Consider the following 19,428-nt stretch of genomic DNA (forward strand, 5'->3'; position numbering starts at 1 on the left):
GAACAGGGCCGCCGCGAGCGCGGTGTCCACCGCGAGGGGCGGCACCCGCCCCGGCAGCCGGGCGAGGGCGCCCGGCGGGGCCGTCCGTACCGCGCCGGTCTCGGTCATCGTGTCCGTCCTCGCGTCCGCGTCGTCCGGCGTCCTCGCCGGAGCCCCACGGTAGGGCCCCCGCGCCCGCGAAGGCGTCCGCCCACCGGCGGAGACGGGGGAGACCGGGGAGACCCCGGGACACCGGGGCCTCCTCCGCGCGAAGGAGCGGACGCACCCCGGGGCGACCCGCGACCACCGGCGGGATCGTCCCCCGGCAGGGCGCCCCGCACCCCCGGTGGCGAAACCCTGGTGGCGACCCCGCAGCCGTACCCGCCCGAGGAGCCCGCCCATGCCCCCGACCCGCCGCGCCCTGCTCGGCACGCTCGGCGCCGCCGTGCTCGCCACCGTGGCCGCCGCCCCCGCCCCCGGACACCGCCCGGCCGCCCCCGCTCCGGGGAGCCGTCCCGCCGCCCCGGCCGGGGGTGCCGGCCCCGCGCCGGCCCCCGGCACCCCCGTCCCGCTGCAGCTGCCCGCACCCACCGGGCCCTGGCCCGTCGGCACCGTCGCACTGCACCTGGTCGACGACAGCCGCCCCGACCCTCTCCTCCCCGCCAAGCCCTACCGGGAGCTCATGGCCGGCCTCTGGTACCCGGCGGAACCCGGCGCCGGCCACCCGACGGCCTCCTGGCTGCCCCCGGCCGCGGCGGCCGACTGGGACGCGCACTCCGCACCGGCCCTCGGTGTCCCCGCCGGCGCCGCCGACTGGCAGGGGATCAGGACCCACGCCCGCACCGGCGCGCCCGTCGCCCGCCGTGCCGGCCGGCTGCCCGTGGTGCTGTTCTCCTCCGGCGACGGCGGCTCGCGCGCCCTCGGCACCACCCTGGTCGAGGATCTGGCGAGCCGCGGCCACCTCGTCGTCGCCCTCGACTCCACGTACGAGGCCGAACAGGTCGAGTTCCCCGGCGGCCGGGTCGAACGAGCCCTCCCGCTCCCCGACGACCTCACCCCGGAGGTCATCGCCGCCCTCCTCGCCGGGCACTCCCGGGCCCGCCTCGCCGACGCCCGCTTCGTCCTCGGTGCACTCGACCGGCTCGCCCGCGGGGACCGCCCCGACACCGGCACCGACCCACTCCCGGACGGGCTCGCCGAAGCCGCCGACCCGGCCAGGACCGGCGTGCTCGGGCAGTCCCTCGGCGGCTCCGTCGCCGCCCAGCTCGCCCACGACGAGCCCCGCGTCCGCGCGGCGGCCGACCTCGACGGCGCCCTCCTCGGGCCCGTCGCCGACAGCGGCCTCGCCAAGCCCTTCCTGCTGATGGCCTCCGGTACGAAGACCCTGCGTACCGAACCGAGCTGGGCCTCCTGCTGGGCGGCGTCCACCGGCCCCCGGCACGCTCTGCGGCTGCGGAACGCCGCCCACGGCTCGTACACCGACCTCCAGGTCCTCCTGCCCCAGCTCGTCCGCCGCCTCCCGGTCCCCGACGCGGCCGGACTCATCGGCACCGTCGACCCCCGGCGCTCCCTGGCCGCCCAGCGCACCGCCGTCGCCGCCTTCTTCACGCGGTACCTGACGGGGCGGCCCACCGGCTTCCTCGACCGGCCCGGCGACGACTGGCCGGAGCTGGAGGTGCTGCGCTGAACCGGGCCGCCCGGCACCCCTCATCGCGCCGGGCGGCCCGGCGGGAGGGGCGCGGCCGGAACGCGGCGGGTATCCGCGCAGGTCACAGCACGCGACAGCACCCCACGCGACCTCAGGGACTGCGCTGTGGCGCGCATCGGCCGAAAGGACGGGTCGTCACTCCGTCCCATGGCCGACGGATCCGCGGCCCGTGGGCGGATGCCGCGGAGCGCCGTGGTGACGAGCCTCGGTGGAGGCGGCCGTACAAGGAGGGCCGCCGAGGTAGCCCTGTAGACGTCCTAGGGAAGGGGCGGGACTTGTTGCGGCTCCACTTCACCCACGACGACCTGACGAGGGTCCGGATCGCGCGGGCACCCGATCCGCTCGCGGAGTCGGTCCTGAGTCTGTCGCTGGTGCAGACCCGCGACATGGGCGGAGTGCTGATGGAGGGGTGGCGCAGCAGGACCCGTGGCAGTATGCGGCCCGAACAGCGGGTGCTGTTCGACCTGGCCACGCCGCTCGGGGTGGCGGAGGCCGCAGAGGCGTTCCTGCACGCCCGCAGCCGCACCCTGTCCGAGAGCCTGGAGCAGATCTGGTCACTGCCCGGCCGGCGGTGGAGTGCAGACCTGCGCGTCCTCAGCGGGATGCGCCCCCGAGCACCCCGTTGGGTCCATGAACTGCGCAGAGGCGAAAGCGAAATGCGCGCGATGGTCGACCGCCGGCTGCGCGAGTACCACTCCTTCGCGGTGGCACCGTACTGGTCGCAGTTGCTGGCCGCCGCGCACACCGAACGCGCCCGGAGTGCCACCCTCGCTGTCGACCGCGGTCTGGACGCACTGCTGGGCAGCCTCCACCCCGACGTCGGCTGGCAGTCACCGGTGCTGACGCTGCCCTGTCGCGTCGATGCCGACCTGCGGCTGCGCGGTGCCGGCGTCGTGCTGGTTCCCACCTTCTTCTGGCCCGAGCCGCTCGCGCTCACCGACAACCGCGGCCTCGACCACCCGCTCGTCCTGCACTACCCCCTCGCCCCGGACCTCACCACGTGCCGTGCGATCTGGACCTCCACCGCCGAGGACGGGCCGGACGGCGCGCTCGTCGCCCTGCTCGGAACCACCCGCGCCCGCGTGCTGCGCGCGGCGGCGGACCCGGCGGGCACCGCCGAACTCGCCCGCCGCAGCGGCTGTTCACCCGCCACCGCGAGCCACCACCTCAGCGTCCTGCGTACCGCCCGCCTTCTCACCACCAAGCGCACCGGGCCAGGTGTTCGGCACGCCCTCACCCCTCTCGGCCGAGCCCTTCTCGACGACCGCGCGCTCGACCGCCCGCCCGTGACCGTGACCGCCCGCACCCCCGCCCGGGATGCCTACTGCCCGGGACCGTGACCGCCACCAACCTGTTGGTTTCATGCGGTGCGGGCGAGGTTGTGCATGTGGGCGTCGGCCCTGTTGCCCGGCCCGTTGCCGCCGCGCTCGCGCACCACCCGCACGAGACCCTTGAGCCGCCGCATCCGCAGCCCCGTGAACGTCTCCACCCGGACCGGCTCGGCCCGGAGCACCGGAGAAATGCCCGGACTCGGACCTTCCGGAACAAGCTTCAGGGGCCCGGGGGCGCAGCAGGCTTCAGGAACGGGTGGTCGGGTCCGGCCCGGGCCGGACCGCCCGGGCCGGACCCGACCGGGGTGTTCAACGGGAGCTCAGGACCGGGCGGTTGGCACCGAGGAACGCTTCGGCCGGGGGGAGGCCGACGGTCCGGCGGGGGGCGCCGGCGCGTGCGGTGACGACGCCGCGGACCAGCTCGCGCAGCCAGCGGTGGCCGGCGTCCTGGTCGTTGCGCGGGTGCCAGGCCATGGTCAGCGTCACCTCGGGCATGGGCACCGGGAGCGGGAAGGTGGTCAGGCCGAGGGCCTCGGCCGCCCGGGTGCCGAGGCGGGCCGGGGCGAGGCCGACCAGGTCGCTGTCGCGGAGCAGGAACAGCGCGGCCGGGTAGCTCGGCACACTGGCGACCACCCGCCGGGAGAGGCCGACTTCGGCCAGCCGCTGGTCGATCGGCCCTTGGCCGCGGCCGTTGCGGGAGACCGCGAGATGGTCGGCGGTGGCGAACTCCTCGGCGGTGGGGGGTGCGCCGACGGTCAGCGGGTGTCCGGCGCGGGCGATGCCCACCAGGCCCGAGGTGGCGAGCGGTTCGGTGCGGGTCTCCGGGTCGAGGTGGTCCGTCACGCCGACCTCCAGGTCGATCACGCCGTCCCGCATCGCGCTGGCGCCCTCCGGGTGGTCGCTCAGGAAGCGCAGGGTGACGGCCGGAGCCTGGGCGCGGACCGTCTCCACCAGGGTCGCGCCGATGGTGGTGAGGAGGACGTCCCCGGTCTGGAGGGTGAAGCGGCGATTGAGGTCGGCCGGTTCGGCGGCGGCGCGCGGGACCAGCAGCGACTGGCCCCGGCTGACCAGCGCGCGGACCTCCGCCCGTAGTTCCACCGCGCGCGGCGTCGGGACCAGCCCCCGGCCGGCCCGGACCAGGAGCGGATCGCCGAGCACCCGGCGCAGCCGCCCGAGCGTGCGACTCATCGCGGGGGCCGAGGTGTGCAGCCGCTCTGCGGCGCCTGTCACGCTGCCCTCCTCCAGCAGGGCGTCCAGGGCGACAAGCAGGTTGAGATCGAGGTCCGGCATGGAGTTCTCCGCTGGTGGTCGGTCGGCTGGGTGGGGGTGGTGGGGGCGGGGATGACCAGAAGTGGAAGCAGTGCTGACCAAGGGTTTCGTGGGGGCGCATGACGACTCGTCATCTACCGTCGATCGTGACAACTCCCCTTTGGAGTGAAGGATCTGACGTGATGATTGACAATGACATGTTGGTGGTGGCCTGCCAAGGAGGCCGTGTGCCGACCTTTCGTCCGGCCGGCGGCGCACGCCGGCCGCGTCGGCCCGGTGAGCTGCCCGGGCTGCCCGTATGCTGCCCGGGCGACGCCCCCGGGTGACCCGCCGGCCCGGCGGCGGGGGTGTGGAAGTGGGGACGGTCGGTCCGGATCATCGGACGGTGGTACATACCAATGGACCTGCGCCGGAGCGCGCCCCGGGCGGACCGGCGGGTGTGGTGGGTGGCGGTGGCGGTGGTGGTCGTTGTGGCGGTGGTGGCGGTCGCCGTGGCGGTGGCGGTCGCGTCCGGACTCGTGTTCGGGTGAGAGTGGGAGGGTGAGTTCCTCCTCGTACGCGGAACGGCCGCCCGGTGCCGCCCCCGGGCGGCAGGTGGCCTGTGTCTGGGTGCGGCGGAACGTCGCGGGGCCTGCGTACGGGCAGCTCGTGGTGCCGGACGGCTGTGTGGACCTGGTGTGGTCGGCGGCGGGCCTGGAGGTGGTCGGCCCGGACCGTGCGCCGCGGACCGTGCCGGTGCCGGGCGGGGCCGAGCTGGCCGGAGTGCGGTTCCGGCCCGGTGCGGCCGGCCTGCTGCTGGGGGCGATGCCGGCGCGGGAGCTCTGCGATCTTCAGGTGCCGCTGGCCGAGGTGGTCGGTGCGGGGGTGGCGGGGCGGCTCGCGGAGGGGCTTGTGGAGCGGGCTGGGGAGTGGGTCGGGGAGCGGCGCGCCGGGGTGCGTGGGCCGGCGGAGGCCGCGGCCGTGCTGGACGCCTTCGTGGCCTCGCGGGTGCCCGGGTGGGCGCCGGACCGGGTGGTCGAGCGGGCGGTGGCCGTGCTGGGGCGTCCGGAGGGCGTGCGGCTGCCGCGCGGTGGAACTCGGCCTCTCGGAGCGTCAGTTGCGACGCCGGGTGACGGACGCGGTCGGTTACGGGCCGAAGACCCTGCACGCGGTGCTGCGGTTCCGGCGGGCGGTGGCCTGGGCGGGTTCGGGCGGTGGCGCCGGTGCGCTGCCCGGGTTGGCGGAGGTGGCGGCGCGGGCCGGGTACGCCGACCAGGCGCACCTCACCAGGGAGGTGCGCCGGTGGTCGGGGGTGTCGCCGACGGTCCTGCTGGGCCGGGCGGCCGCGAAGCCGGGTGAGCCGGATGGGGAGGGTCGGGCGGGTCGGGCGGGTCGGACCGGGGGCCCGGTCAGACGCCCCCGGGGGCGTCGTAGGCGCGCAGGGTGAGCAGCGCCTGGAGGGTGACACCGGGGCGGGCCTCGGACTCGGTGCTCGCCGACCAGCGGACCCAGTGGATCGGCCAGCCGCCGTCCGGCTGCTGCTCGGCGGCGAGGTGGTCGAGCCCGCGGGCGAGTTCGGCGGCGGTGAACCAGTGGCGGGCCAGGCTGTCCGGCCGGCGGGCGTAGTCGTGCGGGAGGTGGTACTCGCCCGGTGCGTAGCCGGGGGAGGTCCGGGCGTCCTCGGGCCGGGCCGGGTCGAGCAGGACGATCCGCTGCTCGCGGACCAGCGTGCCCAGGCGCGCGGCCTCCCGTCGGGCCCAGGCGGTGTCCGGGGCGGCGTCGAGGAAGCGGATCGCGGCGCCCGCCTCGTACGGGTGGGTTCTCGACGGCGGTGCGGCAGAAGGCGGTGGCGGCGGTGAGCCACGGGTGGACGATGCCCCGGCGGAGCAGTGGGGCGACGATCTGGCCGGTGGACAGCAGCGCGCCGACCGGCGATTCGCCCTCCTCCGGCACCGGCACGAACGGCGGGTGCGGGTAGGGGCGCAGGCTCGGCAGGACGACGGGCACGCCGCCGTCGGGCGCGGCGACGCCCGCCAGCCAGTCGCAGACCGCCCGGGCACGGGCGTCGTCCAGTGCGCCGGCCTCCTCCAGGACGAGCAGCGCGCCCGGGACGGCGATGGGTTGGGCGGCGGGCCCGCGCACGTCCGGTTCGAGGCCGTAGGCGTAGCCGCCGTCGGCGGTGCGGTGGGCTTCGAGGGCGGCGAGGACGCCGGCCGGGTCGCTGCCGGGGTCACTGCCGGGGTCGCTCTCGCCGCCGAACAGGTGGGCGAAGCGCCGCTGTTCGAGGACGCGGCCGGAGGTCCAGAGGAACCGGGCGGCGGCGTCGAGGCGGGCCCCGGTGAGGCGTGCGGTGCGGGTGCGGGTCATGACTCGACCGTAGGCGGGCCGGAGGTGGCCGTCTTGAACGATTCGGACGTGCGCGCGGGAGTGTCGTGGGCGGAGCTGTGGTGGGCGGGTGCGGAAGGCGTCAGAGTTCCTTGGCGGCCGCTCGGCGCTGCCGCTTGCCGAGCGGGGCCTGGGAGAGGTCCTCGGCCTGGGAACGGAGGTTCTTGTGGCCGTAGCCGCGTTCGTCGAGCCAGGCGCGCGCCGACTGCTCCGCGCGCTCGGTGGCGTCGAGGATGTCCTCCTCGGCCTCGCCGGTGTCCTGGTAGCGGAACGTGAAGACCGCACGGGCGTTCAGGTCGTAGCTGAGGTGGCCCTCGGGGGTGAAGGCGGCGTAGAGGACGTTGTGCTCGGCGGCCTTGGACTGCAGCTCGGCGTGCTGCTCGGGGGTGAGGCCGTCGAAGGCGCCGCGGACGGTGATGCGGAAGGTGCGGGTGGTCATCCGGCGAGCCTAGTTCGCGGGGCGGCGGGTGGGCGAAGGGTTTTGCGGCCGGGAGCGGGGAGCGGGGAGCGGGGACCGGGGACCGGGGCTGGGTCGGTCAGGCCTCGTGGAGGGCGGCGGGGGCGGTGGCGGTGGAGGCCGGGGCCGCGTCGAGGGCGGGCCAGGCGATCCGGGTGGCGCAGAGCGCGACGACCAGTGCCGAGGCCGCGACCACGCCCATGCCCCAGGCCAGGCCGGTGGCATTGGCGACGAAGCCGATCACGGCCGGACCGGCGAGCAGTCCGGTGGTGCCGGTGGCGGCGACCAGCGCCAGGGCGTCGGACCCCTGCCGGGCGGCGGCGACGTAGACGCAGGGGGTGACGGCGGCGATGCCGAGGCCGACGCAGGCGAAGCCGATCAGGGCCGGCACGACGCCGCCGACCAGCAGGGCGAGCGCCAGGCCGAGCCCGGCCACGGTGCTGCCGACCCGGACGATCAGGCCGTCCCCGAAGCGGGTGCGCCAGCCGTCGGCGAACAGCCGGGCGAGGACCATCATCACCGAGATGACGGCGATGCCCAACGGGGCCAGCTGGGGCGAGGCGTGCACGACGTTCTTCAGGTAGAGGGCGGACCAGTCGTTCATGGCGCCCTCGGTGATGGTGCCGAAGACCATCGCGACGCCCATCCAGACGGTGATCCGGGAGGGGAGCGGGATTCCGCGGCGCTTCGGCGGCGCTGCCTCGGCGGTCTCCCTGTCGGTCTTCCCGCTGGTCTTCCCGTCGGCCTTCTCGTCGGCTGCGGCCGGCTGTGGCTCGTCCGCCAGCATGCCGGTCCGGGCCAGCAGGAGCAGCAGGGCGAGGACGGCGGCCGCGATCGCGAAGTGCGCGGAGAGCGTGGTGGTGACGATGTTCACGCCGGAGGCGAGCAGGGCGGCCAGGCCCAGACCGGCGCTGAAGGTGGCGTGCAGCCTGGACATCGCGGTGCGCCCGAAGCGGACCTCCAGCGCGGCGCCCTGGGCGTTCATCGCGACGTTCAGGAAGCCCACCGCGACGCCGTCCAGGGCGGCCACCAGCAGCAGGACGGGGAAGTTCGGGGCGAGGGTGAAGCCGGCCAGGACCAGGCCGAGGGCGAGCGCGGACACCGTGGCGAGGGTGCGCGAGCCGTACCGCTTCATCATCGTGGCGACGAGCGGGAAGGAGGCGGCCGCGCCGATGCCGGAGGCCATCAGCAGCAGGCCGATCCGGCCGTCGCTGAGCTCGAACCGGGTCTTCAGGGCGGGCAGGCGGGAGACCCAGGTCGCGTACTGGAAGCCGAGGAAGCAGAACAGCGCTGCGATGGCCAGGTGCGCCCGCAGGAAGTCGTCGCGCACGCGGAGCATGTGCATCAGTCCGATTCTTGGGTGGGGGAGGTCGTCACTGGGGGAGGAAGGGGGAACGGCACCGGGGGTGGAGGGCACCGGGGCTGGAGGGCGCCAAGGGCGGAGGGTGCTAGGGGTGGAGGGGCATCGACATGTAGACGGCCCGGTCGCCGTAGCTCGCGGGGAGCCGCACCTCGGGGTGGGGGAGGTAGCCGAGGGGGGCCCAGAGCACTTCGCTGCCACGGACGGCGACCAGCGAGATGGTGGCGTGGCCGCGGTCGCGGGCCGTGTCGGCGAGGAAGGTGAGCAGGCGCGGGGCCAGGCCGCGTCCGCGCAGCCGCTCGGTCACGACCAGGTCGTGGGCGTGCAGGTTGGTGGAGCCGAGGGGAGCCGGGGACTCGGCGCGGCCGAGGTCGGGGCAGTGGCCGAGCGGGTAGGGCAGGGCGAGCAGGTAGCCGCCGAACTCGCCCCTGTGCTCGAACGCGAAGCAGTAGTCGGGGGCGGCCCGGTGGCGCGAGCGCAGGGCCTCGCCGCCCTCGGAGAGGCCGCTCTCGCCGTAGGCGCGGGCTTCCAGCGGCACCACCTCGGCCCAGTCGTGCTCGGCGAGCGGGCGGACGAGCAGCTCGTCGTCGCGGACCCCGTCGTCGAGGAGGACGGAGTGGCTTGCGGTGTCGGGGAGTTCGGCGGCCGGGTGCGCGGACATCTACTGCGGTACTCCCTCGGGGCGGGGCGCGCCGTCCGGGCGGCCCGCCCGGACGCAGCTGTAGGGGAGCGGCGGGAAGCCGTTGAAGCCCCGCGTGGTGTAGGCGGTGGCGTAGGCGCCGCAGGAGAGGATCCACACCGGGTCGCCCGAGGCGGCGTCCCGGGGGACGGGCACACCGGCGCCCTCGTCGGCGTAGGCGTCGTCGCTGTCGCAGGTGGGACCGGCGATCACGGCGGGCACGGTCACGGCGCCGGGGTGGGTGGGGAACTCCAGCCGGTAGCGCAACTCGTCCATCTCGTACAGGCCGTTGAACTTGCCGCAGCTCAGGTAGAGCCAGTACGCTCGTTCGCCGTCCAGCTGCTGACGGTCTGTCAGGCGGGTGATGTGGGCCCGGATCGCACCGTGGTCGGCGACCAGGTGGCGGCCCGGCTCCAGCAGGAAGCCGAGCGGCGCCGCGGAGATCTCGCGCAGCCGCTGCATGCCCTCCCGGATCACCGCGAACATCTTGTCGACCGGCGGGTCGAGCGGCTCCCCGCGCCGGTCCAGCACGCCGAGGGCGGGCAGGCCGCCGCCGAGGTTGACGTGGTCCAGCAGGATGCCCCGCCGGTTGGCCTCCTCGACCACCGAGGCGATCGTCTCCAGGGCGTGCTGCCAGGCCTCGGAGGTGAGTTGCTGGGAGCCGACGTGCACCGAGAGGCCGGCCGGGACCAGTCCGGCGTCCCGGGCCGCGTCCAGCACCCGCAGGGCGTCCGCCGACGAGCAGCCGAACTTCCGGCTCAGGCCCCAGAGCGCCCCCTCGCCGGTGGTGGCGAGACGGCAGAACACCCGTGCGCCCGGGGCGTGTTCGGCGATCGCGAGGACGTCGGCCAGGCTGTCGGTGGCGAAGTCGCGCACGCCGAGCCGGTACGCCTCGGCGATCTGGCGATCGGACTTGATCGTGTTGCCGTAGTGGACCCGCTCGACCGGCACGCCGGTGCGCAGCGCCTGGACGATCTCCTGCGGTCCGGCCGCGTCGAAGCCGGAGCCCCGGGCGGCCAGGCAGCCGAGCACCTCGTCCACCGGGCAGGCCTTCATGGCGAACCGGATGTCGACGTCCGGCAGTTCGCGCAGCAGGGCGTCGTACTGGGACTCGATGCCGTCGAGATCGTAGATGATCCGGTCGTCCTCGGCGGCGGCCAGGGCGGTGCGCAGGCGTCCGTGGTCAGGCATGGGCGGCGCTCCGGCCGGTGGTGGGGTGGGTGGGTCTTCCCGCCGCAGCGGTTCTTCCGGGCGTGCTCGTGGGTGCGGGTATGTGTGTGGGCCTGGGCGCGAGGAGGGTGGTGTCCGAGGGCGTCGGCGGGACGGTTCGGGCTGCGGCGACCAGCGGGCCCCAGGCGTCGACGAGCAGGGCGAACGCCTCGATGTCGGCCTGCGCCTCGTCCAACAGGCGTTCCCGGCGCGGCAGCAGATGGTCGGCGAAGTCGGCGTAGCGTCCGCCGAGCCCGCGGTAGGCGCGGTCGAGCACGGCCAGCCGGCGGTGGTTCTCCGCCCGGTCCTCGCCTGCGGCGCGGCGGGCGAACCCGGCCACCGCCCCCGGTCGCACGTGGTGGTGCTCGTCGAGCAGCGCCTCGCCGGCCGACTCCAGCGCGGCGTACACCGGGTGGAGGTACAGCATCGACAGCAGGAACTTGGTGAACCGCAGCTGGTAGGCGAGGAATCCGGCGTCGGTGCGCCGCTCCGGGGTGTAGTGGTTGACGATGTTGCGGTTGTGGGTGACGCCGGGCAGCCCCGCGTTGAGCACCAGATGGTGCAGGAAGTAGTCGCTGCCGATGGTGTCGGTCGCCGGCGGCAGCGGCACCCGCTCGTACAACTCGCGGTCCAGCGCGATGTTGCACATGTCGATCCGCCAGATGTCGGGCAGGTCGAGCACGGCACGGTCGTGGGTGAACGGGTCGGTGCCGTTGCCGACGAACGAGTCCGCGACCAGCTCGCGCCGCTGTTCGACGGTGGAGCCGGTGGCCGCCCACAGGCCCACGACCTCCTCGTAGACCGCCGGGTCCAGGGCCCGGACCTCCCCGAGGTCGACCGAGAGTTCACCGATGAAGGAACTGCCGACCAGGGCGACCGGCTTCCCCGCGTGCGCCGGGTCGAGGGTGTGGTGGGTGACGCCGGGCGCGGCGTCGGCGGCGCGTCGGCCGATCGAGCGCAGCTCGTGGTGGATCGGGAACACCGGTTCGCCGTCCAGCTCCTGGTAGGTGCTGTCGGAGTCGCGGCGGTGCAGCGAGGAGCAGCCGAGCGCGGCGGCGAACAGGAACGCCCGGTTGGTGCAGGCCCCGTAGGACACGGTGTCCGGCAGCATCAGGTCGAGCAGCCGGTCGGCACCCGCTGCCGCGGACAGGGCCGGGGTCGCGGCGAGGGCCCGGTCGATCGCGGACCGCAGGAAGGCGCGCTGCTGCTCCTCGTCGAGGTGGTGGACGAGGACGCCGGGGACGGCGGGCAGGTCGGCGACGGCCTTCTCGTGCTCGGTGCGGGTCGCGGCGTCCGCCGAGTCGAGGATCAGCAGGTGCACCTGGACGCCGAACTCGCGGGCGGCCCAGGCGGCTTCGGCGCCGACCTCGGCGATGGCGGGGGCGCAGGCCCGATTGGTGGGCAGGGCGAGGCAGATGCCGGGTGCGGCGAGATCCACGGTCATGCCTCGCCTGTCCTGGGGCCGGGGATGTCGATGCCGGGGCCGGGGCCGGGGACGTCGGTGCCGAGGTCGGGGGTGCCGGGGCCGCGGTCGGTGTCGGTGTCGGCCGGGTGCCAGGACTCCAGGCCGAGCAGCCTGGCGCCGAGGCCGGTGAGTTCGGCGGGGCCGTAGCGCAGCGACTCGTGCTCGCGGTGGTCGCCGACCAGGGTGCGGTTCCAGGTCGGGGTGGAGCGGTCGCGCCAGGAGGCGATGCGCGACTCGCGGAGCTCCGTGTGCTCCTCCAGTGCGGGCATCATCGACAGGTACTGCACGGAGCGGACGCCGTTCGCCGAGGTGTTGGCGGCCACGCCGTGCGCCAGCATGCCGTTCCAGATCAGCAGGTCCCCGGCCTTCAACTCGGGTCGGACGACCGGGAACTCGGCGTGGTCGACGGCCGGGCGGATCGGGTCGCGGTCGGCCGGCTGGGCGGCCTGCCAGGTGTTGAACCGGCGGAACAGCTCGGGGTTGCACTGGAAGCCGCCGAGGTCCGGCGCGGTGTCGTTGAGGGCGATGATGCCCTGCACGCGCTGGGGGAGCATCCCGGCGGTGGAGTCGACGTCCCAGTGCAGCTCGATGTCGAAGCCCTTGTCGGTGGGCTCGATCAGCGCGCGGTCGCGGTTCCTGATGTTCGGCGGGTTGAGGTTGAGCCGGTCGAGGGTGACCCAGAGCTCCTCGCAGTCCCAGACGTCGACGAAGGCGTCGTAGACCCGGCGGGCCTGTCGACTGTCCCACATGAGCTGGTGCTGGTAGGCCTCGACGAAGCCGTAGATGTGCAGGTGCTGGTCCAGCTCGTCCCGGAAGTCCCGTTCCTCGTACCAGGTTTCGGGCCGCTCGGGGTCGAGGCCCTGGAACGACCAGGCGAAGTCGAGCAGCCCGCGCGCGGCCTCGGGGGTGATCGCCTCCGGCACGACGACGTAGCCGTAGGTCTGCCAGAAGGCGAACTGCTCCTCCGACAGCACGCGCAACGGGCGCTGCTTCTCGATGTCCTTCAGCGCGGTGGCGGCGAGGTAGGCCTCGCCGTCGTTGCTGAAGTACGGGCGCTCCGAAGCGGCTCGATACAGGTACCCGTCGGGCTTCGGCATCACGTCACTCCAAGGTCGGGTCGGGGCGTCGGATCGGGGGGTGGTCGTGTGCCCGGGGCGGCGGGGAACGGGCGCGGGAACGGCTGAGTGAACGGGCGTCGGAACGGTTGAGTGAGCGGCTGAGAGAACGGTGGAGGGAATGGGTCGCGGGGCAGGGCCGGACGACGGCGGAGGGCGGCCCCGACGGGGCGTGGGAGGAGGGTGGATTGCTCGTCCGACAAGGAGTGCCGACGGCTGTTCCGGCCTCGTCAAACGCGTGTTCCCCTACGGTGGACTAGACCAACTTCCGGTGTCAACCCTCGTCCCTGCAGCCCCGATCGGCACTCTGTCGGTCGGTGGACGACCGGGCGTGACCTGCGCGGGAACCGGCGCCCGGTCGGGTCACGGGCGGTCGGCGCGGTGCTCCGTCGGGCCGGATCTCTGTTGCCTCTTCGGGCGGCCGCTGTTGCCCGGTCGGGCAAGTGGCGCCTGGCGTTGACGGGTTGACGCGGCCTTGGGCGGAGGGGGCGGCAACGCCCTTCCGTGGGTGCTGTGGAGGTTCGGTGAGAGGCGGGAGTGAGAGGCGGGGTGGGAGGTGTGCGCTCTGCACGGCGGTGTCGGTCGCCGTGCTGTCGGCGAGCACGGCGGCCTGCGGCGTCCAGCTGTCCTTGAGGAGGTGGGGCCGCCCGCCGTCCGGGCTGACCGACATGTGGTGGAGGTCGGTCGGCGCGGTCGCGAAGGCGAAGACCGGCCGTGCGATGTTGATGACGGTGGCGGTGGCGGTGCTGATGGCGCCCGGCGTCCGGCGTCCGGTCGGCCGGGCGCTGCTGCTCGGGGGCGGAGCCGAGGCGTCGGTTTTTGGACCTTGTTCGTACGGGGGCGGCGGTCGGAGGGGGCCGGATCCGGGCGCGGGCGGGGCCGCGTCGTTGTTCCCGGATCGGCCATAGGTTCGCTCTATGGGCCCATAGATCCACACCGCCTACAGTGGCAAGGTCCGGCGGGGTTGGGTGGACGTGGGGCACCCTCGCCCGTCCGCCCCACCGGGCGCTGTGCTGCTCCGTGCTGTGCCGCTCCACCCGCTTTGGCGCTCGACCCGCTCCGCCGCTCCACCCCGTCCTGTTCGCCCCCGTCCGGAGGATCGCCCCGAGATGACCCGCCCGATCCGTGTCGCGATCGTCGGAGCCGGCCCCGCCGGCATATACGCCGCCGATGCCCTGCTGAAGTCCGACGCCGCCCAGCAGCCCGGGGTCTCCATCGACCTCTTCGAGCGGATGCCCGCGCCGTTCGGTCTGATCCGGTACGGCGTGGCGCCCGACCACCCGCGGATCAAGGGCATTGTCACCGCCCTCCACAAGGTGCTGGACAAGCCGGAGGTCCGGCTGTTCGGCAACGTCGACTACCCCGGCGACCTCGCTCTGGACGACCTGCACCGGTTCTACGACGCCGTGGTCTTCTCCACCGGCGCGATGGCCGACCGCGCGCTCGACGTCCCCGGCATCGGCCTCGACGGCTCCTACGGCGCCGCGGACTTCGTCTCCTGGTACGACGGCCACCCCGACGTGCCGCGCACCTGGCCGCTGGAGGCCGAGAAGGTCGCGGTGCTCGGCGCCGGCAACGTCGCCCTGGACGTGGCCCGCATCCTCGCCAAGACCGCCGACGAGCTGCTGCCCACCGAGATCCCGCCGAACGTGTACGAGGGCCTCAAGCGCAACCGGGCCCTGGAGGTGCACGTCTTCGCCCGCCGCGGTCCCGCCCAGGCCAAGTTCAGCCCGATGGAGCTGCGCGAGCTCGACCACTCGCCCAACATCGAGGTGATCGTCGCCCCCGAGGACATCGACTACGACGAGGGCTCGATCGCCGAGCGGCGCGCCGCCAAGCACGTCGACATGGTCGCCTCGACCATCGAGAACTGGGCGATCCGGGATGTCGGCGACCGCCCGCACCGCCTCTACCTGCACTTCTTCGAGTCCCCGGTGGAGGTGCTCGGCGAGGACGGCAAGGTCGCCGGGCTGCGCACGGAGCGCACCGAGCTCGACGGCACCGGCAACGTCCGCGGCACCGGCGAGTTCACCGACTGGGACGTCCGCTCGATCTACCGGGCGATCGGGTACTACTCCGACGAGCTGCCCAAGCTGCCGTTCGACCCGGTCTCCGGCACCGTGCCGAACGCGGCCGGCCGGGTGCTCGCCGCCGACGGCTCGCACCAGGACGCGGTGTACGTGACCGGCTGGATCAAGCGCGGGCCGGTCGGCCTGATCGGGCACACCAAGGGCGACGCCAACGAGCAAGGGCGACGCCAACGAGACCGTCGCCTGCCTGCTCGCCGACCAGGCCGAGGGGCGGCTGCCGGGCGCCGTCGAGCCCGACCCGGAGGCGGTCCCGGCGTACCTGCGGGAGCGCGGGGTGCGGTTCACCACCTGGCAGGGCTGGTACGAACTCGACGCCCACGAGCGCGCGTTGGGCGAGGCCGAGGGTCGGGAGCGGGTCAAGGTGGTGGAGCGGGAGGACATGCTCCGGCACAGCGGGGCGTAGTCCGGACGGGGCCGGTCAGGATTGGGGCCGGTCAGGATCGGGGCCGGCCCCCCGTCGGAGTCGAAGCGGCCTCGGCCTACTACTTGGGCATCTCGTTCCAGAGCTGGTCGGCGCTCTTGCCGGTGACCTGGACCCAGATCTGGCCGGAGCCGTAGTCCCTGGTGTTCAGCAGGTACGGCAGGTCGGGCCGCCGGTAGGTCTTAGCGACGTAGTCGATGAACCGGGCGGTGGCGCTGTAGCCGCTGTCGTACCGGTCGCCCGGGGCGAGCGGATGCACGGTGCCGGGCTGGAAGTTGTAGTAGCGCACCCAGTCCGCCAGTCCCTCCTCCAGCCACCACGGGCGGCCCGGGTGGCCGAAGAACGCCACGTGCGCGGCCTCGTGCAGCAGGAAGCCGGTGTCGTTCCGGTTGTTGCGGGTGTAGTCGACGCTCGCGTGGATCTCGGGCACGGTGCCGGGCCGCGCCTCGGCGGGGTGGTCGGTGATCTGCGGGTCGAGGACGATCCGGAACCGTGGGGCGGCGGTCCACGCGCCCTTGATGGCCAGGTTGGAGATCGTCGAGTAGTAGTCCGCAATGGTCTGCTTCTGCTGCTCCAGCCACGGGCCGAGGTCCGGGGCCCGCGAGTAGTCCAGGTCGATGACCGGGCGGCCGGGGGACGGCGGGGTGGTGCTGCTGCTCCGGTCGAGGTTCCAGTTCTGCGCCGGGTCACCGGTGTTGCAGGCGGCCACCTTCGCGTTCAGGTCGGCGCCGCGGGCGAGGCAGAGGCTCGGATCCGAGACGTTGCGCAGCAGCCAGCCCCTGCCGTCGCCCAGCGTGGTGTTGTGCAGGCTCCACCGCTGGTTGTCCGCGGCCACGTAGTTCCAGGCGCCGACGGTGTTCCGGCCCATGTCGCGGTCGATCGCGTTGTTGGTGCCCGGCACCTTGACCGACCAGGTGCCGGCGCCCTCGTCCTTGATCGTCCAGAGTTGCTGGGCGGACGACTCGTTCCAGTCGCGGACCACCACGTTGGACCCGCTGTCACGGCTGTCCCACTGGAGCGCGCCGCCCGCCTTGCTGGAGACCCGGTACTCGGCGCCGCTGACCGGCAGCGGCAGGTCGGTCGTGCTCGCGCTCGCGGTCCCGGCCCCCAGGACTGTCCCTGACACCGCGGTCGCGGCGACCAGGACCGCGGCTGCGGCCGTACGACGGTTGATCATGTCGGGTTCCCCTTTCGGCCGGCTCCCCGGTGGATCCGACCTCCCGTCATGTCATCGCGCCGCCGCATACAGCGAGTTGACGGACCGTTGACGTGGCGGTCGGCAGGGGGTGTTGTGCGGCCGACCGACTCCCGCGCTCAGTCCTCGGTGGGCGGGGGCGGGGCGAGGACGACCGGCCAGGCGTCGTCCCCGGCGAGGACCTGCTCCAGGGCGAGCCCGGGGCGGGCGTTGAACACGGCGGTCGCGGCGCCGGCCCGGGCGTACAGCGCCGGGTCGACCGCCGCTTCCGCGTGCAGCACCAGGGCCGCCTCGGGGAGGGCGGGCGAGCGCTCCGGGAACGCCGCCGGGTCCGCGCCGATCTGCTCCAGCGTGAACGGGTACGCGGCCACCGCGACGGTCAGGCGGTCCCCGTCCAGGGCGTGCTCCGCCCAGCCGTCGGTGGGCAGGAGGAAGAACGCGCCGTCCCCCTCGTGCCCGTACCAGCTCAGCTTGGCGACGGCGCGCTCGCCGGGCGGGCCGTCCGGATCGACGAGCAGCGCCACCACGGGCGCGTCCGGGTCGTCGGGGTTGATGCCGTTGCGGACGTAGAGGCGGGCCACGGGCGACCTCCGGTCGGGGGTGGGCGGTGCGGGGCGTGGGTGCGTGGGCGAGTGCCGGCCGGGGGGCGCCGGGACGGCCGCTCCCCGAGATGTTGTCATGCACGCGACCTTAATGGGCGAGTCGCGTGAACGACAGGAGAACCGTGCGTTCCGGATCGTTCGCGCCGGATCGTTCGCTACGGGGTGGGCTCGCGCTTGCGCCCGCTCCGCTGCTCGGCCTGCTGTTCGGCCGGCTGTTCGGCCTGCTGTTCGTCCTGCTTGGATCCGCCGTCGCGCGGCCGCTCCGGCAGGCGGTCGCGGGGCGTCGGCGGGACGGTGCGGCGGCGGCGCGCCTCGACGAGGTGGCGGGTCAGGGCGAGGCCGGTGAGAAGGGCGAGGAGGGTGCAGACGCCCGGCCAGCCCGCCAGGGCGTGGGCGCGCAGGCCGAGCCAGGAGGCGATGCTGCCGCCGAGGTAACCGAAGGTCATGTAGGCCGTGTTGAGCCGGCTGCGGGCGTCGGCCCGGAGCTCGTAGACCCGGGTCTTGTTGGCGATCATGCCGGACTGCATCGAGACGTCCAGCAGCAGCGTGCCGGCCACCAGGACGGCCAGGCCCGCCGCGCCGCCCCCGCCCCCGGCCGCCAGGACCGCCGCCGAGGCGAGGGCGCCGAGCAGTCCGGCCAGGTTCACGGGGTCCGCGCCCCGGCGGTCCACCACCCGTCCGGCGAACGGCGTGCAGACCATCGTGGCCGCCCCGACCAGCGCGATCAGTCCGACCGTCTGCGCGCCGAACCCGTACTCGGGCCCGGTGAGCAGCAGCGGCAGGCAGGTCCAGACGGCGCAGAACCCGCCGAAGACCATCGCCTGGTAGAAGCCCGAGCGGCGCAACTCCGGTTCGTCGCGCAGCAGTCGGAGCGGTTCGACCAGCAGCGACCCGTACGACGGCCGGACCGCCGGGGCGACGGCGGTGACGTCCGGCAGGGCGCGGGTCAGGACGGCCGCGAGCACCAGCGTCAGCACCCCCGCCGCCAGGTACGGGGCGCGCCAGCCCAGGTACTCGCCGAGTGTGCCGCTGAACGTCCGCGCCAGCAGCATGCCGCCGGTGGCCCCGCTCAGCAGGGTGCCCATCACCGCCCCGCGCCGGTCGACCGGCACCAGCCCGGCCGCCATCGGCGACACCACCTGGGCGGCGACCGTGGTGGTCCCGACGGCGACGCTCGCCGCCAGCAGGACGGGCAGCGTGGGTGCGCAGCCGGCCGCGAGCAGTTCGACGCCGGTGAGCCCGAGCAGGGTGGTCAGCAGTCGGCGGTTGGGTATTCGGTCGCCGAGCGGCACGATGAGGAAGATGCCGATGGAGTAACCGATCTGAGTGAACGTCACCGCCAGCGCGGCGGAACTCTCGGAGGTGTCCAGGCCGGCGGCGATCAGTGGGGTGATCGCCTGTGGGAAGTAGATCGTGCCCACGCCGACGGCGCAGGTGACGGTGAGCAGCAGGAGCAGGCGGCGAGTCATACCCGGAGGTTGGCCCGGCGGCGCGCCGTTGCCAACCGATGTAGCGTGGCGCTTCATGGTCATCACCTTCGAGCTGGGCGTCGAGGACCTCGCGGACACCCGGTTCGCCCTCTCGCCACTGAACGAGACCGTGCTCAGCCTGCGCGTCCTGCGCGAACCGGGCCTGTCGGCGCTGCACCTGCCCTGGCGGCGGTCCGTGCTCCGGTCGCTCGGTGAACTCGACGGGTTCGACAGTGGGTTGCTGCTCTCCCTGGTCGCCGCGCGGCGGACCGTGCCGGACTTCCTCACCCCCCGCCCGGAAGGCTTCGCGCCGACCTTCGAGGAGGAGTTGGCCGTCGTCCGCCGCACCGCCCCCGCGGTGGTCCGGCGCGACCTGCTGGACACCCACCTCCCCGACCCGCCGCCCGAGCCCCTGCGCACCGCCCTCGACCGCGCCGACGACGCGGCCGTCCGCCGGCTGCGCGACGCGCTCTGCGAACTCCTGCGCCGCTACTGGGAGATCGCGGTGCGGCCGGAGTGGCCGGGGATGCGGCTGCTGCTGGAGGCCGACATGACCTACCGGGCCCGCCGGCTGGCCCTCGGCGGCGCCCGCCTGCTCTTCGCCGACATGCACCCCTCCCTGCGCTGGCACCGGGGCGTCCTGCACATCGCCGACATGATCGGCCGGCACCATGTCCTCGCCTCCGGGCGGGGGTTGCTGCTCCTGCCGTCCGTG

Annotated in this window: 14 protein-coding genes and 5 pseudogenes; 7 read left to right on the forward strand and 12 right to left on the reverse strand. The window is 74.3% G+C overall.

Annotated elements, in window-relative coordinates:
* Positions 1-379: 379 nt before the first annotated feature.
* Positions 380-1,666 (forward strand): lipase, encoded by a 1,287-nt coding sequence (locus tag VR45_RS04460; RefSeq protein WP_045938350.1) that lies wholly within the window; start codon positions 380-382, stop codon positions 1,664-1,666.
* A gap of 296 nt (positions 1,667-1,962) precedes the next feature.
* The gene (locus VR45_RS04465) at positions 1,963-3,027 is read left to right on the forward strand and encodes a helix-turn-helix domain-containing protein (RefSeq protein ID WP_159394107.1); all 1,065 of its coding nucleotides are present in this window, start codon (positions 1,963-1,965) and stop codon (positions 3,025-3,027) included.
* A 48-nt stretch (positions 3,028-3,075) separates the two neighbouring features.
* Here VR45_RS04465 and VR45_RS49930 read toward each other — a convergent pair.
* A pseudogene (locus tag VR45_RS49930) lies at positions 3,076-3,209 on the reverse strand (IS5/IS1182 family transposase); the annotation flags it as partial.
* Positions 3,210-3,327: 118 nt separating this feature from the next.
* Entirely contained in the window at positions 3,328-4,308 is a 981-nt protein-coding gene (locus tag VR45_RS04470) for a LysR family transcriptional regulator (protein ID WP_045938351.1), read from the reverse strand.
* A 377-nt stretch (positions 4,309-4,685) separates the two neighbouring features.
* On the opposite strand from VR45_RS04470, the gene VR45_RS49935 reads away from it, so the two are divergent.
* The 3 genes and pseudogenes from VR45_RS49935 to VR45_RS49940 all read left to right on the forward strand — a co-directional run bounded on the left by VR45_RS49935 (position 4,686) and on the right by VR45_RS49940 (position 5,713).
* On the forward strand, positions 4,686-4,817 hold the full coding sequence (locus VR45_RS49935) for a hypothetical protein (RefSeq protein ID WP_286163069.1): 132 nt from the start codon (positions 4,686-4,688) through the stop codon (positions 4,815-4,817).
* A 118-nt stretch (positions 4,818-4,935) separates the two neighbouring features.
* Positions 4,936-5,064, forward strand: a pseudogene (locus VR45_RS50440) (DUF6597 domain-containing transcriptional factor); the annotation flags it as partial.
* A gap of 331 nt (positions 5,065-5,395) precedes the next feature.
* A complete protein-coding gene (locus VR45_RS49940; protein ID WP_286163070.1) occupies positions 5,396-5,713 on the forward strand; it encodes a hypothetical protein in 318 nt (105 codons plus the stop codon).
* Here the strand turns inward: VR45_RS49940 and VR45_RS04480 are convergent.
* The 7 genes and pseudogenes from VR45_RS04480 to VR45_RS04510 form a co-directional block, all read right to left on the reverse strand.
* Positions 5,676-6,633 (reverse strand): annotated as a pseudogene (locus VR45_RS04480) (hypothetical protein). The gene VR45_RS49940 and the pseudogene VR45_RS04480 sit on opposite strands and share 38 nt — an antisense overlap.
* A gap of 100 nt (positions 6,634-6,733) precedes the next feature.
* Positions 6,734-7,090: a DUF6204 family protein gene (locus VR45_RS04485; RefSeq protein ID WP_045938352.1), complete on the reverse strand. Its 357-nt coding sequence runs from the start codon at positions 7,088-7,090 to the stop codon at positions 6,734-6,736.
* Positions 7,091-7,187: 97 nt separating this feature from the next.
* On the reverse strand, positions 7,188-8,447 hold the full coding sequence (locus VR45_RS04490) for an MFS transporter (protein ID WP_045938359.1): 1,260 nt from the start codon (positions 8,445-8,447) through the stop codon (positions 7,188-7,190).
* 109 nt (positions 8,448-8,556) lie between these two features.
* Positions 8,557-9,129, reverse strand: a complete 573-nt coding sequence (locus VR45_RS04495; protein WP_078896225.1) for a GNAT family N-acetyltransferase — start codon at positions 9,127-9,129, stop codon at positions 8,557-8,559.
* A complete protein-coding gene (locus tag VR45_RS04500; RefSeq protein ID WP_045938353.1) occupies positions 9,130-10,338 on the reverse strand; it encodes a type III PLP-dependent enzyme in 1,209 nt (402 codons plus the stop codon).
* A complete protein-coding gene (locus VR45_RS04505; RefSeq protein ID WP_063772409.1) occupies positions 10,331-11,800 on the reverse strand; it encodes a DUF6271 family protein in 1,470 nt (489 codons plus the stop codon). Before VR45_RS04505 ends, VR45_RS04500 begins: the two co-directional genes overlap by 8 nt.
* The gene (locus VR45_RS04510) at positions 11,797-12,918 is read right to left on the reverse strand and encodes a phytanoyl-CoA dioxygenase family protein (protein WP_078896226.1); all 1,122 of its coding nucleotides are present in this window, start codon (positions 12,916-12,918) and stop codon (positions 11,797-11,799) included. The genes VR45_RS04505 and VR45_RS04510 overlap by 4 nt, the downstream gene beginning before the upstream one ends.
* A gap of 1,127 nt (positions 12,919-14,045) precedes the next feature.
* On the opposite strand from VR45_RS04510, the pseudogene VR45_RS04520 reads away from it, so the two are divergent.
* Positions 14,046-15,429, forward strand: a pseudogene (locus VR45_RS04520) (FAD-dependent oxidoreductase).
* A gap of 79 nt (positions 15,430-15,508) precedes the next feature.
* On the opposite strand, the gene VR45_RS04525 reads toward VR45_RS04520, so the two are convergent.
* The 3 genes from VR45_RS04525 to VR45_RS04535 form a co-directional block, all read right to left on the reverse strand.
* Entirely contained in the window at positions 15,509-16,624 is a 1,116-nt protein-coding gene (locus tag VR45_RS04525; RefSeq protein ID WP_045938355.1) for a basic secretory protein-like protein, read from the reverse strand.
* Positions 16,625-16,761: 137 nt separating this feature from the next.
* Complete coding sequence (locus tag VR45_RS04530; protein WP_045938356.1) at positions 16,762-17,223, reverse strand: hypothetical protein; 462 nt, start codon at positions 17,221-17,223, stop codon at positions 16,762-16,764.
* A gap of 176 nt (positions 17,224-17,399) precedes the next feature.
* Positions 17,400-18,713, reverse strand: a complete 1,314-nt coding sequence (locus VR45_RS04535) for an MFS transporter (RefSeq protein ID WP_063772410.1) — start codon at positions 18,711-18,713, stop codon at positions 17,400-17,402.
* A gap of 55 nt (positions 18,714-18,768) precedes the next feature.
* Here VR45_RS04535 and VR45_RS04540 point away from each other — a divergent pair.
* Positions 18,769-19,428, forward strand: a pseudogene (locus VR45_RS04540) (transcriptional regulator); the annotation flags it as partial.

The organism is Streptomyces sp. NRRL S-495 (assembly GCF_000966955.1).
GTDB lineage: Bacteria > Actinomycetota > Actinomycetes > Streptomycetales > Streptomycetaceae > Kitasatospora > Kitasatospora purpeofusca.